The organism is Staphylococcus sp. 510 (assembly GCF_057219715.1).
The window spans coordinates 141,738-159,605 of record NZ_JBXVVK010000002.1 but is presented as its reverse complement, the minus strand read 5'-3'; the positions used below and the strand labels follow the sequence as shown (position 1 = coordinate 159,605).

17 protein-coding genes and 1 pseudogene are annotated in these 17,868 nt (G+C 33.2%); 12 read left to right on the top strand and 6 right to left on the bottom strand.

Going from position 1 to position 17,868, the window contains the following annotated elements:
* Window positions 1-12 precede the first annotated feature (12 nt).
* A complete protein-coding gene (locus AC2D8K_RS02690; RefSeq protein WP_124228092.1) occupies window positions 13-2,016 on the bottom strand; it encodes a cell wall anchor protein in 2,004 nt (667 codons plus the stop codon).
* Between the two features lie 231 nt (window positions 2,017-2,247).
* On the opposite strand from AC2D8K_RS02690, the gene AC2D8K_RS02685 reads away from it, so the two are divergent.
* The 6 genes and pseudogenes from AC2D8K_RS02685 to AC2D8K_RS02660 all read left to right on the top strand — a co-directional run bounded on the left by AC2D8K_RS02685 (window position 2,248) and on the right by AC2D8K_RS02660 (window position 8,073).
* Window positions 2,248-2,676, top strand: a complete 429-nt coding sequence (locus AC2D8K_RS02685) for an organic hydroperoxide resistance protein (RefSeq protein WP_124228091.1) — start codon at window positions 2,248-2,250, stop codon at window positions 2,674-2,676.
* A 300-nt stretch (window positions 2,677-2,976) separates the two neighbouring features.
* Entirely contained in the window at window positions 2,977-3,150 is a 174-nt protein-coding gene (locus AC2D8K_RS02680; RefSeq protein ID WP_185291339.1) for a hypothetical protein, read from the top strand.
* A 246-nt stretch (window positions 3,151-3,396) separates the two neighbouring features.
* Window positions 3,397-5,890: pseudogene (locus AC2D8K_RS02675) on the top strand (MMPL family transporter).
* A gap of 23 nt (window positions 5,891-5,913) precedes the next feature.
* The gene (locus AC2D8K_RS02670) at window positions 5,914-6,840 is read left to right on the top strand and encodes a glycine betaine ABC transporter substrate-binding protein (RefSeq protein ID WP_049423205.1); all 927 of its coding nucleotides are present in this window, start codon (window positions 5,914-5,916) and stop codon (window positions 6,838-6,840) included.
* 212 nt (window positions 6,841-7,052) lie between these two features.
* On the top strand, window positions 7,053-7,625 hold the full coding sequence (locus AC2D8K_RS02665) for a TetR/AcrR family transcriptional regulator (RefSeq protein ID WP_484697954.1): 573 nt from the start codon (window positions 7,053-7,055) through the stop codon (window positions 7,623-7,625).
* A gap of 73 nt (window positions 7,626-7,698) precedes the next feature.
* Window positions 7,699-8,073, top strand: coding sequence for an MFS transporter (locus tag AC2D8K_RS02660; protein WP_260390671.1), 375 nt, complete (start codon window positions 7,699-7,701; stop codon window positions 8,071-8,073).
* A 106-nt stretch (window positions 8,074-8,179) separates the two neighbouring features.
* On the opposite strand, the gene AC2D8K_RS02655 is transcribed toward AC2D8K_RS02660, so the two are convergent.
* Entirely contained in the window at window positions 8,180-8,866 is a 687-nt protein-coding gene (locus tag AC2D8K_RS02655) for a flavin reductase family protein (RefSeq protein WP_002452037.1), read from the bottom strand.
* Between the two features lie 163 nt (window positions 8,867-9,029).
* Window positions 9,030-10,205, bottom strand: coding sequence for an MFS transporter (locus AC2D8K_RS02650; protein WP_124228089.1), 1,176 nt, complete (start codon window positions 10,203-10,205; stop codon window positions 9,030-9,032).
* Between the two features lie 246 nt (window positions 10,206-10,451).
* Between AC2D8K_RS02650 and AC2D8K_RS02645 the strand changes: the two genes are divergently transcribed.
* A complete protein-coding gene (locus AC2D8K_RS02645; RefSeq protein WP_124228088.1) occupies window positions 10,452-11,504 on the top strand; it encodes an LLM class flavin-dependent oxidoreductase in 1,053 nt (350 codons plus the stop codon).
* A gap of 14 nt (window positions 11,505-11,518) precedes the next feature.
* On the top strand, window positions 11,519-11,878 hold the full coding sequence (locus AC2D8K_RS02640; RefSeq protein ID WP_124228087.1) for a hypothetical protein: 360 nt from the start codon (window positions 11,519-11,521) through the stop codon (window positions 11,876-11,878).
* Between the two features lie 32 nt (window positions 11,879-11,910).
* Here AC2D8K_RS02640 and AC2D8K_RS02635 read toward each other — a convergent pair whose 3' ends face one another.
* Window positions 11,911-12,387 (bottom strand): peptide-methionine (S)-S-oxide reductase, encoded by a 477-nt coding sequence (locus AC2D8K_RS02635; RefSeq protein ID WP_124228086.1) that lies wholly within the window; start codon window positions 12,385-12,387, stop codon window positions 11,911-11,913.
* A gap of 282 nt (window positions 12,388-12,669) precedes the next feature.
* On the opposite strand from AC2D8K_RS02635, the gene AC2D8K_RS02630 reads away from it, so the two are divergent.
* From AC2D8K_RS02630 to AC2D8K_RS02615, 4 genes are all read left to right on the top strand, one after another.
* Window positions 12,670-13,542, top strand: coding sequence for a hypothetical protein (locus AC2D8K_RS02630; protein WP_484697951.1), 873 nt, complete (start codon window positions 12,670-12,672; stop codon window positions 13,540-13,542).
* Between the two features lie 284 nt (window positions 13,543-13,826).
* Entirely contained in the window at window positions 13,827-14,777 is a 951-nt protein-coding gene (locus AC2D8K_RS02625) for a trypsin-like serine peptidase (protein ID WP_124228084.1), read from the top strand.
* Between the two features lie 88 nt (window positions 14,778-14,865).
* Window positions 14,866-16,056: a C47 family peptidase gene (locus tag AC2D8K_RS02620; protein WP_484697950.1), complete on the top strand. Its 1,191-nt coding sequence runs from the start codon at window positions 14,866-14,868 to the stop codon at window positions 16,054-16,056.
* 39 nt (window positions 16,057-16,095) lie between these two features.
* Window positions 16,096-16,422, top strand: coding sequence for a cysteine protease inhibitor staphostatin B (locus AC2D8K_RS02615; protein ID WP_075778279.1), 327 nt, complete (start codon window positions 16,096-16,098; stop codon window positions 16,420-16,422).
* A 55-nt stretch (window positions 16,423-16,477) separates the two neighbouring features.
* Here AC2D8K_RS02615 and AC2D8K_RS02610 read toward each other — a convergent pair whose 3' ends face one another.
* Window positions 16,478-16,819, bottom strand: coding sequence for a hypothetical protein (locus tag AC2D8K_RS02610; RefSeq protein WP_124228082.1), 342 nt, complete (start codon window positions 16,817-16,819; stop codon window positions 16,478-16,480).
* 133 nt (window positions 16,820-16,952) lie between these two features.
* Window positions 16,953-17,720 carry a tyrosine-protein phosphatase gene (locus AC2D8K_RS02605; protein ID WP_107546415.1) on the bottom strand — a complete coding sequence of 256 codons (768 nt, stop codon included), beginning with the start codon at window positions 17,718-17,720 and terminating at the stop codon, window positions 16,953-16,955.
* Between the last annotated feature and the right edge of the window lie 148 nt (window positions 17,721-17,868).

The following is a 17,868-nucleotide window of genomic DNA, read 5'->3' as shown; positions in this document are numbered from 1 at the left end:
GCTTGTTTTAATTTATTTTGATCTTTTACGTTTACTATACCAGATTATACTACCACCGATAATGGCTATAACTAATGCTATAGGTATCCAATGTTGCTTAACTGCCTGACCTGCATCAGGTAATGATAGATTACCATCATCATTAAACAATCCATCTAGGAATCCATCATTAGAACCAAGCGTTAGGCTTTTTTCAGGTGTTGGCGTTGGAATATCAGGAATACTATCCAATAGACTACCACCAGAATTAAGTTGATCTAATAAACGAGAGCCTTGATTGGATTGTTGATTCATTCTATCAAAAATGCTTGGTCTATTTTTGATCGGAGAAACAATATAGTCTAAATCTTTCTTAGCACTGTCCATCTTTTGTTGCAATTGCAATAAATCATTAGCTTTACCGTTAATGGCAGACTTGATTAAATCTAAAGCACTTGCTTTATCACTTTGTATGCGATTAATGACATCTGCTAACACCTTTGCTTTTCCTTGTTCTATTCTCGTTGCTAATATAGTTTCAATCGCTTGTCGTTTATCTTTTGCATTATTTAATACATCATTTAAAATGTCATCCGCGCTCACATGTCCTTGTTTATCAATGTGTCGTTTAATTTGCTCTACAATTTGTTGGTTTGATAATTGACCATTTGCTAATTGTTTCGCAATACGTTGTGCTTCTTTATCTCCTAATCGTGTAGCAAGTAGTTGCTTAATTAATTGTTGCTTATCTTTAGATTGATCTAACATTGATTTTAAAATATTATCTGATGATGTATGTGCAAGTCCATCCAACTGCTTATCAATTTGATTGGCAATTTGTTGATCTGTCTTTCCTTTCGTCTTTACGTGTTTCATTGCTTGTTTCGCTTCATTTTGACTCATCACTGTATCCAAAATGGATTGAGCCACTTTATTTTTATCTTTGGATTGTTGCAACTGATTAAGTATTAAATCATGTTGTTGATTCATGCGTTGTTCTGTTTGACGAATATCTTGTTTTAAAGCCTGTTTACGTTGCTTATTAAAATCACTTCGTTGATTGACATCCTTTTCTAGTGCCTTAAGTGTATCCCTTTTATTATTAATGTATTGATCATCATTCATTTTATTAGAAGCTAATTGACTAGAAATCGCTTGATCTATTTTGTCACTACCCTCTAATTCCTTTGTAATCTTTCCTACATGTTCATCTTGTTTATGATCAGATTGTTTCACATCCGCTTCGTTTGCAATGTGTTTTAAATCATCTAATGTTTGTTGTTCTTTAATGTTAGTTTGAGGCAGTTTTTTAGTAGTATCTTGCGATTGATCTTTAGAATCTTGTTGTGCATCTTGACGTTGGTTAGATACACGGTTGAAATCCTTTTGTGTATTTGTCACGTTTACATCTTCATCTAATGTTGTATCTTGTTTTATTTTATCTAAATCATTGAGCACTGACGTTTGGTTAAGATTTGACGTTTGCTGCGTATCACGTACATTACTTTGACTTGGTACCTGATTCGTTTTATCGCTTTTTTGTTGAGGGTTATCAACCTTTTCTGAAGATACATCCAAATCCGCCAAAATTTTGTCTAGGTCTTTAGTAACATCATCATTGTCTTTAGTGTCTTTTACATTTTCATTATTCTTTTCAGTAGACGCGTTTTTATCTGAATTCGTTGTTTGATGTGTTTCTTTATCTAATAATTTTAATTTACGATCTTCTTTTTTAGCATCTTCTATTATCTTATCCAATGTTGCATTATCAGATACATCATCTAATTGTTTGTGGTAATCCTCTCTTGAATCTTCTTTTAAATGTGTAAGTCGATCAATGTCATCTTTAGCGTCATCGATTTTATCTTTCAATGACTCATCTTTTGATTCAGATGTATGAAATGAAGATGAGGTTTCTTTTGCTTGTGCTGTCATGTCACTAGCAAAACCATAACCTATCATTGACCCACTGATTAAAAGTGCTGAACAAGATAATTTCAAACACATGCTGACTTTGTCGAATTGTATATCTTTCATGTTTTCAATCTCCTTTAATCAATTGCCGTTTTAAAATTCATCTCCATTATATAACAAAGTGCTATAAAATTACACTTCGCATTTTTAATAGCATCTATTTATCTTTTCAGTCAATCTTAATAAACAAATAATTTGTAACTATATGTATATCCCCTTATAATTCAATCAAGTTAAATTAGTTAATTCAAATATATAATTTAACTTAATTTAATTAGAAACGGAGTTTTTGAAATGGCAGAATCAATTTATTCAACTACAATGATTAGTAATGGTGGCCGTGATGGTCGTGTATTTAGTCCAGATAATACGTTTGTCCAAAATTTAGCAACACCAAAAGAAATGGGCGGTCAAGGTGGTAACGATACTAACCCTGAACAATTATTTGCGGCAGGTTATAGTGCATGCTTTAACAGTGTACTATCATTAATTTTATCTCGTCATAAAGTTAATGACGCAAACCCAGAAGTGGAAATCACGATTGAATTAGTGAAAGACGCTACAGATAATGGATTCAAATTAGCTGCAGACATTGAGGTTACGTTAGAAAATGTATCTCAAGAAGAAGCTGAACAATATGTAGAACAAGCACATCAATTCTGTCCATATTCTAAAGCAACACGTGGCAATATTGATGTTAACTTAAAAGCCAACGCACAATAATTGTATTCAATTATTTATTGAACTCTTTCGTTTGATTAATGAATAACGCCTAAATACCTATTAAGTGGTGGTGAGTATCTAACTTGCCCCACTTTTTTTATATAAAGTTTTAACTCTTCGACGCATCATGGGGGGAATCATGCCATAGTCATCCCAATTTCGATCTTTTTTATTAAAACTGTGTATTTAGCTTATTATTTAACTGAATACAGGGAATGAAACTTATAATAAGCACTTTTTAATTTTATCTGACTTTCGCCCCATCAAATTTTTTGTTTCATACTGTTAGGAGGCATCCACATGTCTTTATCTATCATACTTATTATTTTAGGCATAATTTTAATCATTATTTCTAAAATTGTGATATATACTGACGAAAAACGCCATGAGTTAAAAGAGAAATTTTATTTACCTGGCTTATGTTTAGTATTGATAGGTATTTTAATTCTCATTGGTCATTTTGTCACAAGTTAACAGTGGCTATAACAACACATTAATCACGCTTCTTAGTTATCTTTTCAATAAAATGTCCAACAATTCTTACAATCTGTTTCATTTTTCAACGACTCAATAAAATTAATGGTGTTTCAAGCTGTTGAATCTTGTTAAATTAATAATTGTAACTTTAAAACACCACAGATTTCTCTCAATTAAATTGAGCTCAACTTCATAGCTCTGTCACAAGTTAACGAATAAAAAAAACAAATAGGAGGAAATGTCTTGGCAAAACTTTTATACAAATTAGGCAAATTCATTGCTGAGCACAAATGGGTCAGTATCATTGCGTGGCTTTTGATTCTAGGCGTTATCATTACACCATTATTGATTAGCGCACCTAAATTTGATAGCAATATTACAATGAATGGTCTTAAATCATTAGATACAAATGACAAGATGTCAAAAGAGTTCCATCAAGATAGTGAAAAAGCATCTATGAAAATTGTAATACATTCTGATAAAAAGGATGGTATTACAGATAAAAGCACTAAGAAAGATATCGAAAAAGCACTTGATAATATTAAACAAGATGATGATTACGTACAAAACGTAAGTAATCCATATGAAACAAATCCAGTCAATGATGATAATGATACTGCAATTGCTACAGTCAATTATGTAGTCAACCAAACATCATTAAAAGATTCTTCTAAGAAAATTATCAATCGCGAAATGAAAGATGTGAAAGATGACCACAATGTTCAAATCGAACAAGCTCAAGGTGGTAGCGGTGGTTCTGAACCAGGTGGTAATTCAGAATTAGTTGGTATTGTCACTGCATTTATCATCTTATTAATTACATTTGGTTCATTAATCACAGCAGGTATGCCAATTGTCAGCGCCATCATAGGACTAGGCTCAAGCATTGGTATCATTGCATTATTAACAAACGTATTCGATATTCCAAACTTTACATTAACACTAGCCGTAATGATTGGATTAGCTGTTGGTATCGACTATTCTCTATTCATCTTATTTAGATACAAAGAAATCAGGAAAAAAGGTACCCCACCTGTTGAATCCATTGCCTTAGCTGTTGGTACAGCAGGAAGCGCAGTTATATTCGCCGGCTTAACAGTTATGATTGCCGTTTGTGGTCTTTCATTAGTAGGTATTGATTTCTTAGCTGTTATGGGATTCGCATCTGCAATTAGTGTTTTATTCGCGGTACTTGCCGCTTTAACATTATTACCTGCATTAATTAGTGTTTTCCATAAACGTATTAAAATCAAAGACAAACCAGAAAAAAGTAAAGACCCTAAAAATCATCCATGGGCTAAATTTGTAGTTGGTAAACCAGTACTAGCTATTATTATCAGTTTAATTATTTTAATCGCAGCTATTATACCAATTTCTGGAATGCGTTTAGGTATGCCAGACGATAGCTTAAAACCTAACGATTCATCCGCACACAAAGCGTATAACTTAGTTACCGATAACTTTGGTGCCGGATATAACGGTCAAATTGCGATGCTTGTAAATACTAAAGACGGTGGCAGTAAAAAAGACATTGAATCTGATCTAAATAGCATGCGAAAAGATCTTAAAGATATGGATAATGTGGATACTGTCGAAAAACCTCAATTAAATGATAATAACCATTATGCATTAATCTCTATCATTCCTGAAGATGGACCTAATGCGCAATCAACAAGCGATTTAGTTTATGATTTACGTGATTATAATAAACAAGCCAAAGAAAAATACGACTTTAATACAGAAGTAACAGGCCAAAGCGTGATCAACATCGATATGGCTGAAAAATTAAATAATGCTATCCCAGTATTTGCTGGTGTTATCGTATTATTAGCATTTGTATTATTAGTATTCGTATTCCGTTCAATCCTTGTTCCATTAAAAGCCGTTCTTGGTTTCGTATTATCATTAATGGCAACACTCGGATTCACAACATTGGTCATGCAAGATGGCTTCCTTGGTGGCCTATTCGGTGTAGAAAACACTGGTCCACTATTAGCATTCTTACCAGTTATTACAATTGGTTTACTATTCGGTTTAGCCATTGACTACGAACTATTCTTAATGACACGTGTGCATGAAGAATATAGTAAAACTGGTGACAATGACCACTCTATTAGAGTAGGTATTAAAGAAAGTGGCCCTGTTATAGTGGCAGCTGCATTGATTATGTCCAGTGTATTTATCGCCTTTGTATTCCAAGACGATATGCAAATCAAATCAATGGGTATCTCACTAGCATTTGGGGTATTATTTGATGCCTTTGTCGTACGTATGACATTAATTCCAGCATTAACAAAATTATTTGGTAAAGGATCATGGTATTTACCTAAATGGTTAGGCAGCATCCTCCCAGAATTAGATATCGAAGGTAAAGCATTAGAACAAGATTCACATCAAGCTGAATCTCATGCATCTAACAATGAAGATCGTCATAGTGCTTACGCTACTGATCGTCGTGAAAGAGATGGCAGAAACTTTGAAAGTGAACACCCATCACGTTTAGATCGTCAATATCATCGTGATGAAGATGAACGACGTTATCAAGATGATACACACCGTTCAACTTATACAAGCGAATCACACGTATCACGATTTGCATCCAATGAACCTAACCATGCTATTTAATGCATTAATGTTATATGCAAGAGAAAATAGTAAAGATGTATACGATCAATATTCAAATCATACTGACAACAAACATCGTACCGATTTCAGTCATGACGATGATAGATATTAATCTTAAAAAGGAGGATATGCTGAATGTTTAAAACAAGAGGTTTCAAACTGTTAGGCCTGTTTGCCACTATTGCCTTAGCTATCGTGCTAAGCGCGTGTGGTAACGGTGGCGGAAGTTCATCAAAAGATGGCAATACTTCCCTAGGCAATAAAGAAATCGAATTACCATATATTGCTAGTGATAACTCAGCGCCACGTACATTAGTCATAGCTGAAGTTCTTAAAAAAGCGGGTTATGACGTTACAACTACACCTGTACAAGCAAGTGGTCCATTATATGCATCTGTAGCTGAAAATGCAGATTCATTCCATGCGTCTGGTATTTTCCCATCTACAGATAAAAGTTACTACAATCAATATAAAAGCAAATTATCCGTTTACGACAAAAAGAACCTTGTCGATGATGTTAAAGTAGGCTTAGCTGTACCAAAATATGAACAAAATATCGACTCAATTGCTGACTTAAAAGATAGCAAGAAATTTGATAAAGAAATTCAAGGTACAGACGCTAGAAATGGTGTCATGAAACAAACTAAAAGTGAACTTGATGAAGATAATCTAGACGGTTATAGCCTAAAAGAATCTTCTGACCAAGATCAATTTAAAGCAGTTCAAAAAGCTTATAAACAACAACAACCAATTCTATTTACAGCAATGGATTCTAGTTGGTTCTCTAAAGAATTAGGCGTTAAAATGTTAAAAGATCCTGACAAAATCTATGGTAAAGAAGATCAACATATTAACTTAGTATTTAATAAAGAATTCAAAGCTAATCATCCAGCAGCATACACAATTGCAACGCGTATGTCAGACGACTGGAGCAAAAAAGACGAAGATCAATTAGCTAAGAAAATCTTCAAAGACCAGAAAAATCCAGAACAAGTTGCCAAAGACTATGTTGATGACAACGATAATAAAGTAGATGAATGGTTAGAAGGTATTGATCATTAATTCTTCTAGTAAAATCTAATAACTCCGAGTAACAATCATGTAAGCAGGACTTGAGCTATCTATTCACAAGTCCTGCTTTTTTGTGTTGTCTCCGCAATTCAATAATGGGTATTCCATGTAAAAAGCATTTATATTTGGTAAAATAACAACGTCTATGATAAATTATCTATCAATCTTATCTTAATAAAATGACTATTCGGGGAGTCCTGCTTATGACGACATCTACACAAAAACGTATGATAAAACATATTAATCAAACAGTTTTTGAATTATTAAATGACTATCACTTTGATGACATCACTGTACAGAAAATATGTAACGCTGCTGAAATTAATCGCAGTACATTTTATCGATATTTCCAAGATAAATATGACTTACTTTATTCATTAACAGAATATATGAAAGAAGCACTCGATTTAGATTCTTTACATCAGCACGGTTCAACAGATGCATTAGAATCATTTATCTCATTCATCAATACACATAAACCTGTATTTAAACATTTACTTGTCGCATCAAGACAAGACGCTGTCTTTCGCAGCTTGACTCAATTCTGTAGTGAGAAAATATTAGAAGGTGCTGAGTGTAATAACGATTTATTAGCACATAAAATTATGAACAGCGATCATCCACAATTAATTGCTGATTTTTATAGTAGTGGGCTTATAGAAATTATAAGAAGATGGGTAGAGAATAATTACAATTACTCTGAAGCAGAAATTTTATCAGCATTACACGATACACTTGATTTTTCTAGCCCTGTCGATCATGTTTCTACCACCTAAATTTGGTGGTATTTCTGGTCATATCATTGATCAATAGATATTCAATCTGCCTACTTTTTTTGGGGTTATCTTAATGTCAGCTGCTTCTATTCTCTTAGCTTTAACGCCTATCGTGTGGATAGTGCCCTTCCTTTCATCATTAATCTTTGGTGTGAGTTATATTTTCATTACAGGTGTACTACTCGTTTGGGGTGTGAAGATATTTGTGAAAAATGCGTCATTAGGTATCGGAATTCCATTTTTAATGTTAGCCGTTGGGCAAGTTTTGGGCTCAATTGTAGCAGGACCATTTATAGAAGATTTAGGTTATACAATGACCTTTATTATATATGGTTTAATAGGTTTAGTCGCTTTATTACTATTTCCAAAAGTTGATGTACAACCTCCAAACGTACACATTGATGGCGACTATACAGAACTACAAAAAGTGAATAAAGATTTAATATAATTATCAATATGTCTAAATTATAATAGCCAGTCAATGTGGTTTTTAACACCGCATCGACTGGCTATTATTTTATATTCAATGTTTAATTACGAAAGTGCTATTAACCTTAATCATCATTTTTATTATCGAAGTTTCTACCTTCTAATCCTGCTAATTCTTCTTTAGAAGCATGAGGTGCTTTCATTTCAAATACTTGATCAACAACTGTATAATCATAATATCCTAAACGTGCGATTGGACGAATTGATGGAATATCTAATTTTCCATCTTCAGTGATGACTTTATCATCGATATGCACTTGAGCAACACGTCCAATTACAATATCTACTGTGGATACAGGATCACCAGTTGGTATGCGAATTGTTTGAACATATTCACATTCGAAATGTACTGGAGACTCCTTTACTCTGTAGCCAGGTGCTTCAATACATGATTCTTTAGTGACCCCAGCATAGTCAAATTCATCTTCATCGGGTGCTAATGCTTTAGATGATAAATTAACCGCCTCTCTTAAATCATACGTAGCCATATTCCATACAAACCAACCCGTCTCTTCGGCATTTTTCACAGTATCTTTACGTTCGTGATCACCTAATACAGACTGATTCGCCGCAAACATAACCATAGGTGGATCCCAAGTTAAATTTTGGTATTGGCTATAAGGTGCTAGATTATCTTTACCATCTTTCGAAACTGTAGATATCCAACCGATAGGTCTTGGTACTGTACTACTTTTAAACGGATCATGTGGCAATCCATGAGATTTAGTGCCTTGCTTTGGTGAATAATTCATCGTTTCTCACCCCTATTAAATATTTGTATTTCTTCAATCATATAATAGCTATGTATATAATTCTAATACTAAAAAAACGATTCATTTATAGTCATACACTATAAATAAATCGTTTAAATATATATCATATCTATTAACCAAGTCATTCATTATGTTTTTTTATTTAATGTGCACTTTCATCTTTAGGCATAAATAGCGATACAATAAATGAAATAAGTCCAATACATGCGATTGAAGCAAACATTAAGAAATATTGTGGTAATTTAGCGATATAAATCATTAGTATAGGTGCAATAGCTGTACCCATAAATAATATAACAGTATTAACTGATAAGAAGAATCCTTGATTATGTTTAACAGTCATACCCACCTTCGAAATGACTGATGGAATCGCAAATGCAATACCAGCAACAAATGTAACACTAAATATTGTAATACAAATAATATTTGTCGTAATCCCCATCAGTATCAGTGATAACGTACTTGTTAGTAAGGCAAGTGAGATGACACGCTTAATACCTATCCGGCCACTTAAACGACCTCCTAACAACGATACTAGCATTCCTATCACACCAAACAATTTCACTAATGATGCTGTAGACATATCTCCATTCACTTTATCTGATAAGATATATAAATTTAAAATGGCATACATACTGATAAACATAATTAATAACGTAAATGAGATAAATAAACAGTATAAAACATTTAAATTATCGCGAAAGTCTTTAAAGTTATTAAAGAATTTAAGTAATTGTACATCCGCATTTCGACGTGGGTTTTCTGGTACATAGCGGTAAATAACAAATATTAAGCACAAATATAATACAGTTAAAGTGAAATATACCCAATGCCAGTTAAGATGATGAACAATGAGTTCACTTAAGTTCTGCCCTAATACCCCCGATAACATGAAACTAGTACTAATAAAACTAATTGCAGTAACTCTTTTTTTAGCTGGATATGTTTCCGTCGTATACGTGATTGCTACTGGAGAAAATGTTGCAGCGAATATACCTTGTATTGCACGCATAATGAGTAATAGTGAAAATGATTGTACAAACCCGATAATAAAGCAAATGATGGTCAAGCCGCTTAAACCTATTAATATGGTTTTTATTCTTCCATATTTGTCAGAAATTGTTCCATAAAACAAACAACTTATCGAATACATAATTGAAAAAATAACTCCATTTAATGTTGCTACCGATTGAGGTATATGAAAGGAATGCGCAAATGCTGCTGTAAGTGGAAGTGCAGTATATAAGCTACCCATAACGATAATTCCAGAGAAAAATAGAATTGTAGTGATTAGATTATAATGACGTTGTTCCTCCAATGATACCGATACTCCCTTTCTATTTATGATAACGATAACTATTATTACACTTTATCCAATAAAACTAAAGAACCTATTTAATTTTCAAAAAGTTTTAAATTTACGGCAAATTAAATTGTTATAACAAATATGCTTTTTTACCCCGAAAATAGCCTCAATAATGAGGCGAACAAATCGTATTGACTTTCAACTAACAACGATATATATAATATATCCAATACAAAAATTATATTTGAGGTGGCAACTATGAAAATTGAATTAGGATTAACTTCATTTGCCGATAATAGTGCAATTCATATGCCGGAAGGTTCAGAACTTCCTATTTCAAATGCACAACGAATTAGAAATATAGTAGAAGAAATAGAATTGGCAGATCAGCTAGGCTTAGACATCTATGGTTTAGGCGAACATCATCGTAAAGATTATGCTATGTCAGATCCAGTAACTGTGTTAGCTGCTGCAGCTGCACGTACTTCACATATCAAACTATCATCAGCTGTTACTGTTTTATCATCTGATGACCCAGTCAGAGTATACGAGCGCTTCTCAACATTAGATGCTGTATCTAATGGTCGCGCTGAAGTAATGATAGGTAGAGGATCATTTATTGAATCTTTCCCATTATTTGGTTACAACTTAAATGACTATGAAGATTTATTTAATGAAAAACTTCAAATGCTATTAAAAATTAATAAGCATGAAATCATCAATTGGGAAGGTAAATTACGTCCTAGCGTTGAAAACACAGGTGTTTATCCTAGAATAGAACATGGCGAATTACCGATTTCTATCGCTACAGGTGGTACACCTGAATCATCATTACGAGCAGGTGCATTTGGTTTACCCATCACTTATGCTATTATTGGTGGTAATCCTAAACGGTTCGCACGTAATATAGAAATTTACAAATCTGTTGCTGAATCATATGGACATGATCCATCTCAATTACCAATATCTGTACATTCTTGGGGATATATTGCTGACACTGACGAGCAAGCTAAACGTGAGTTCTTCCCTTCATTAAAAGCACATCAAGATGTACTTGGTAGAGAACGTGGTTGGCCACCTTTCAATGAACAATCTTTTGAACGAGAAATTGGAAGCGAAGGTGCGATATACTTAGGTAGCCCTGAAACAGTCGCACAAAAAATTATTGAAACTGTAGAAACTCTAGGTCTTAATCGTTTTATGATTCATACTCCAGTCGGATCAATGCCTCATGAAAAAACAATGCATTCCATCCGTCTTTTTGGGGAAAAGGTTAAACCTATAGTAGATAAATATTTTGAAGATAAATAGGAGGAAATATTTTTATGATATTACGTTATGCTACAAATTTAAAACTTGCTAAAGAACTTTACGATGCATCAAAACCCAAATTACAAGGTGACCAAGGTATGTCTGATACATTCACAAATGTCTTCGGTTTACCTGAGAAATCAGTTAAATTAGTTGGTACAGTTGAAGCAGCTGCTGCAGGCTTATTCGCAGTAAGTTTCTTAAGTAAAACTGCTTCACGTTTAGGCTCAGTAGCTACAATTTCAGTACTAAGTGTAGCAGCATACAAACACTTCGAAGCTGGACATGGTAAAAAAGGTGCTCAACATGCATTAGACTTATTAGGCTTAGCAACATTAAGCTTATTCGATACTTTTGACGGTAAACGCAAATAATTAACACGGAGGTCACATTAAGTGACCTCTTTTTATTTATATTTATTTAACATATACATGGGAATATGACACATATGATGATCTTCAGGATAATTTTCCAATCTATCTTGATGTTCGTTCGCACTTTTTACATAGTTAGACAGAGGTAAGACTTCCACTACAATATAATCACTATCTTCACGCTCATCAATAAAAGTTTGTGCTTCCTTCAAATGTTGCATATTTTCACTATATAATCCTGTTCTATATTTCTCACCTATATCTTGACCTTGTTGATTTAAACTATATGGATCAATCACTTCAAAAAGATATGACATAATGTTCCGAATAGACAACCTATCCGGATCAAACGTTAACTTTACACATTCGGCATAACCATCGTATTCACCATTCAAATTTGATGTTGTTCCATTCGCCCTTCCAGCTTCAGTTGATACGATACCTGGTATTGTTTTGAAAAAAGCTTGCACGCCCCACAAGCAACCGCCAGCGACATATACTATTTCCATCGTTCTCACCTCTTTATATGTATTCTACATAACATAAAGCCTGATCAAAAGTACTTACTTTGTTAGATAATATTAAGTGTTATTACATGATTGATGATTAGAGTGACAAAACTGTTATTTCATTGACACCTGATTCATAGGGCTTTCAAATGATTTGATACTATATTTAGATTGTACATAACGAAGTTTTGATAACTAAACATTTAACTTTATGAGTTAACTACAATAACTTAGATAAAATTTCTTTACTGTATAAATAAATATATTCAAGGGGAGATTTTTTTGACTCATCATTCTATCAAATACTTAATCGGCGCAACTATCACTACTTCTGCTTTATTTCTTACATCACATCACGAGGCTTCAGCTGCAACTATAGAAAATAATCAAGTAGACCAAGGTTTTAACCATCAGTCGAATGGTAATGCCATCACTCAAGCTAATCAAACAGATTCAACTTATAATCACGACGAAAATGGTAACCCTATTACTGCGGAAAATAACATCGATAGCAGTTTTAATCACGACGAAAATGGTAACCCTATTGCTTCTGATAACAACATTGATAACAATTTTAATCATAATCAGAATGGCGATGCTATCGTTGCTGAGGATAATGTGGATGCTGACTTCAACCATGATGAAGACGGTAATCCTCTAGTGACAGCTAATAGTGTAGATAGTGACTTTATTCACGATCAAGACGGTAATCCTATTGCTTCTGATAACAATATCGATAACAACTTTAATCATGACCAAAATGGCAATGCGATCGTTGCTGAGGATAATGTAGATGCTAGCTTCAACCATGATGGAGACGGTAATCCTTTAATGACAGCTAATAGCGTAGATAGCAACTTCAATCATGACCAAAATGGCGATGCGATTGTTGCGGATGATAATGTGGATGCTGGCTTTAACCATGATGCAGTTGGACAACCTATTCATGCTAACAACCAAGCAATGATAAGTCGTTCAATGCAACAATCACATGATTCTACATCATCGCAATCAGCTATAACAACTCATCACCAATCAAAATCATTACCTGCAACCGGCCAAGAAAGAACACGTTCACCATACATCGGTTTTGTCATCACACTCGTTTTAGGTGTAGCTTTTATTTTATTAAGAAAATCATCTGCTAAAAAATAGTTTCACCATTTAAACACTTTTAATTTCATTACAATATATAATACATAGAAGCACTAGCTAATTACTATTTATTTCATAGTTTTAGCCGGTGCTTTTTATATGGTTAATATCCATTTTTGCACAATTAAATAATATAAAACGATATTTAATTCAATCTTATAGAAAACATTTCATAAAACACTATTTTCTACAAAACTTTTTTAATTATTTTATATATTTGTATTGACTTAAAAATTTTTGGTGTTATATTTGTGTTGGAAATATTATTTTTAGGAGGTTTTAAAATGAAAGTTAAGTTTTTAACAGCAAGTTCTTTGTTAATTGCAACTTTGACATCAGCGACATTAATTAATCCAGCACATGCAGAAACGACATCATCAACCGATAATCACCAACAAACCACACAATCTCAACAACAAAAGACACCGAAGATTGATAAAGGTAATAACGTCAAACCTGTTGAAAAGAAAGAACGCGCAAATGTCATACTACCTAACAATGATCGACATCAAATTAATGATACAACGTTAGGTCACTATGCTCCTGTTACTTTCGTTCAAGTTCAATCAAACGAAGGTACATTTATTGCATCAGGCGTTGTTGTTGGTAAAGACAAACTTTTAACTAACAAGCATGTTGTAGATGCGACTCACGGAAATCCACGCGCTTTAAAAGCCTTCCCTTCTGCAGTTAATCAAAATAATTATCCAAATGGTGGCTTTACTGGAGAACAAATCACTAAATATCCAGGCAATGCTGACCTAGCCATCGTTAAATTCTCACCTAATGACAAAAATCAAAATATTGGTGAAGTTGTTACACCAGCCACTTTAAGTGACAATGCGGATACAAATCAAAATCAACCTATCACCGTTACTGGTTACCCAGGAGATAAACCGCTTGCTACAATGTGGGAAAGTAGAGGTAAAATAACTCAAATACAAGGTGAAGATATGCCCTATGACTTAAGTACAACTGGTGGCAATTCAGGTTCACCTGTATTCAATAGCCGTAACGAAGTCATTGGTATTCATTGGGGTGGCGCAGCCAATAGCTATAATGGCGCTGTCTTTATCAACAAAGATGTACAAAACTTCTTAAAACAAAACATTGAAGACATTAATTTCTCAAATAGCGACAATAATGACGACAATGATAACAATAATGGCACAGACGATAATAACAATAATAATAACGATGACGATAATAACTATGATAATCCAGACGCAGCGTAACTTGCCACACATATTAATATAAAAATTCAGAATAAACAGACAACGTATACTTATAAATCAATCATCAAACATTATCGGAGGTTGTTAAATGCATCATTCATATAAACATATATCATTTAAATTAATAAGTATTCTCTTATTCGCCATACTTTTATTATCAACCATTGCTTTTACTGACCTTAACAAATCTTATGCCGCACAAAAGTCCAATCAACTAGAAATTAACGTTAAAAATGATAAAGTCCCTCAAAAAGTACAGAATCTAGCACAACAACAATATAAAGGCTATGCCCAAGCTCTAGACAAACAAAAAAATAGCCAACCTGGTGACTATCAATTAGGCGAAGCATTTAAGATCTATAAATTTAATGGTGACGAAGATAATAGTTATTATTATCCAGTATTAAAAGATGGCAAAATCATTTATACATTAACAGTCAGCCCTAAAAGTGAAGATGATTTAAAACAATCTAAAGAAAATGCAAACTATAGTGTGAAAATCTCAAATTTCATCGCTAAAGATCTAGATGCTATCAAAGACAAGCACACAAATATAACTATTTTAACTGATGAAAAAGGTTTCTACTTTGAAGAAAATGGACAAGTTAAATTAATTAAAGCCACACCGCTTCCTACAAACATCAAAGACAAAGAAAACAATCAACATATGTCATCTCATCTTAAACAACAACTTAAAGCAACATCTGAGCCAACAAAAATAAATGAAAATCAAGCAGCTGAAGCCGACCAAGACAATCAAGTTCAATATGAAAATACATTAAAAAACTTCAAAATAAGAGAACAACAATTTGATAATTCATGGTGTGCTGGATTTAGTATGGCTGCCTTACTGAATGCCACTAAGAATACCGATAAGTATAATGCACACGATATTATGAGAACGCTATATCCAAATGTTAGCGAAGAAGAATTACCACAATTCTCAACTAACCCACAACAAATGATTAAGTACGGTAACTCACAAGGTAGAGATATTCAACATCAAAGTGGTATGCCTTCTTATAATCAAGTTGACCAATTAACTAAAGATAATAAGGGCGCTATGATATTAGCTCATAGTGTTGAAAATAATCCTAATGACCCTCATCTCGGTCACGCGATGGCAGTTGTCGGTAATGCTAAAATTAATAACGAAGAAAAACTGATTTTCTGGAATCCATGGGATACTGATTTATCTATTCAAGATGCCGATTCTAATTTACTTCATTTATCATTCAACAGAGACTATACATGGGACGATACAATGATAGGTTATTAATAAACATAATATAGATATTGATTGAAGGCAGGCGACGCTATGTATCAACTCCACTTTATTCATATTAATGACGACGCACTTACACTCACAAAGTCACAGCAAGACACGATTCACTTATTTTTGGGTAATTGGATTAACCCATCAGCTCAAAAATCTATTAGCATTCAAACTGGCGTTGATACGAATCACAATCAATATCAAATTCTTCAAATTGATACCGAACATCAACGTATTAAACTGACATCTGAAGTAGATCCTCAACTCATGTATATTTTAGACTATGAAGATACAAACCATATTTTCATACAAACGTCAGTTAAAGATTCGTACGGCACATCAAGACCCATAAGATACGAAAAAATCTAATACTACATTTAAAGCGTCGTTCAAAGTCATTGAACGACGCTTCCCTTATAAATAATTAATCAATTAATAATTGAATACCTCTGACGATATTAATAATAAATAATACCCCTGATCCTACGATAAATGCGATACCCAAAATAAACAAAATAACCATTAAAACAGTACTTTGGTTGTATACTGCTGGTACCATTACAAAACAAATAATGGCTAAAACCATACAAACCCAAGACATAACATGGTTTAATAACGCTTTTTTAGAGTACGTTGATGCAGGTGCATCTGCAACGATCCAAACAATAATTGGAAAAAGTACAGGTGCAAAGAATATACTTAAATAACTTAATGAACCCAATACATTACTTGTTCTATCGTTAACTATTTTTTGATTATCTTCCATCTTGATCACCTCTTCATTATAAAGGTTAATTGATTTCCCAGGTTATTCATCCTTACCACTCTTCGTTTAACCTTATACATTATATTTATGAGTATTGTCTACATTATTTTTCATTATTCCTTTAAATTTATTCTTAAAACCATCTTAGAAATCGTCTCACCATCTCTGGTTCACATGGTCTATCCGAATAAACCACTTCATTGTTCACGATGGCTTTGGCATTTTCAATCATTTCTTCTATTTTATTTCTATAAGGTATTAACTTTCGTTCATCAAACAATTGATTTAAGGCGAATGGTCTATGCTCTACAGAATGTGCATCCGATGCTATAAAGTGTGCTAAATGGCAATCCATAAAACGTAATGATAATTTTTGAACACTTCTACCGAAATCACCTAACAATGAACTCGCTGTCAATTGACTCAATGCCCCGTTACAAATCAACTCATATAAGAGATAAGGGTTTTTGGCAATTGCTTTATTACGTTCTGGATGCGCTATGATTGGTATATATCCTAAAGATTGCAATTCATGACACAGTCGATTAGCATTATCAGGCACATCACCAAACGGTAGCTCAATCAATAAATATCGTGATTTATTTAATCCTTGTATACTGCCATACTCAATTTCTTTAATCATTGCTTCTGTGAGCCTTACCTCTTGACCTGGAAATAATTCGATACCTAAGTCTTTAATTTCTGGTATCTTTCTCATTTCTGCTAATTTTAAAGAAACGTTTTGAAAGCTATTGTTAAATTTAGGGTTTAGATGGTGCGGTGTAGCTATAACGCCTGTGATACCTTCCTCTTTAGCTTGAATAAGCAATTGAATCATTGCTTGCTTAGTTTTTGGGCCATCATCCATATTAACCAATATATGGTTATGAATATCGATCATGATTTGTCATCTCCGTCATTTAATCATATATAATAGTGTTTAAACATTTAGTATATCCTTACAACATCAAAACATATTATATAAAATATTTATTTAATATTATTATACCACGATGACTTATGAATATATATTCGATTGCTAACTATAT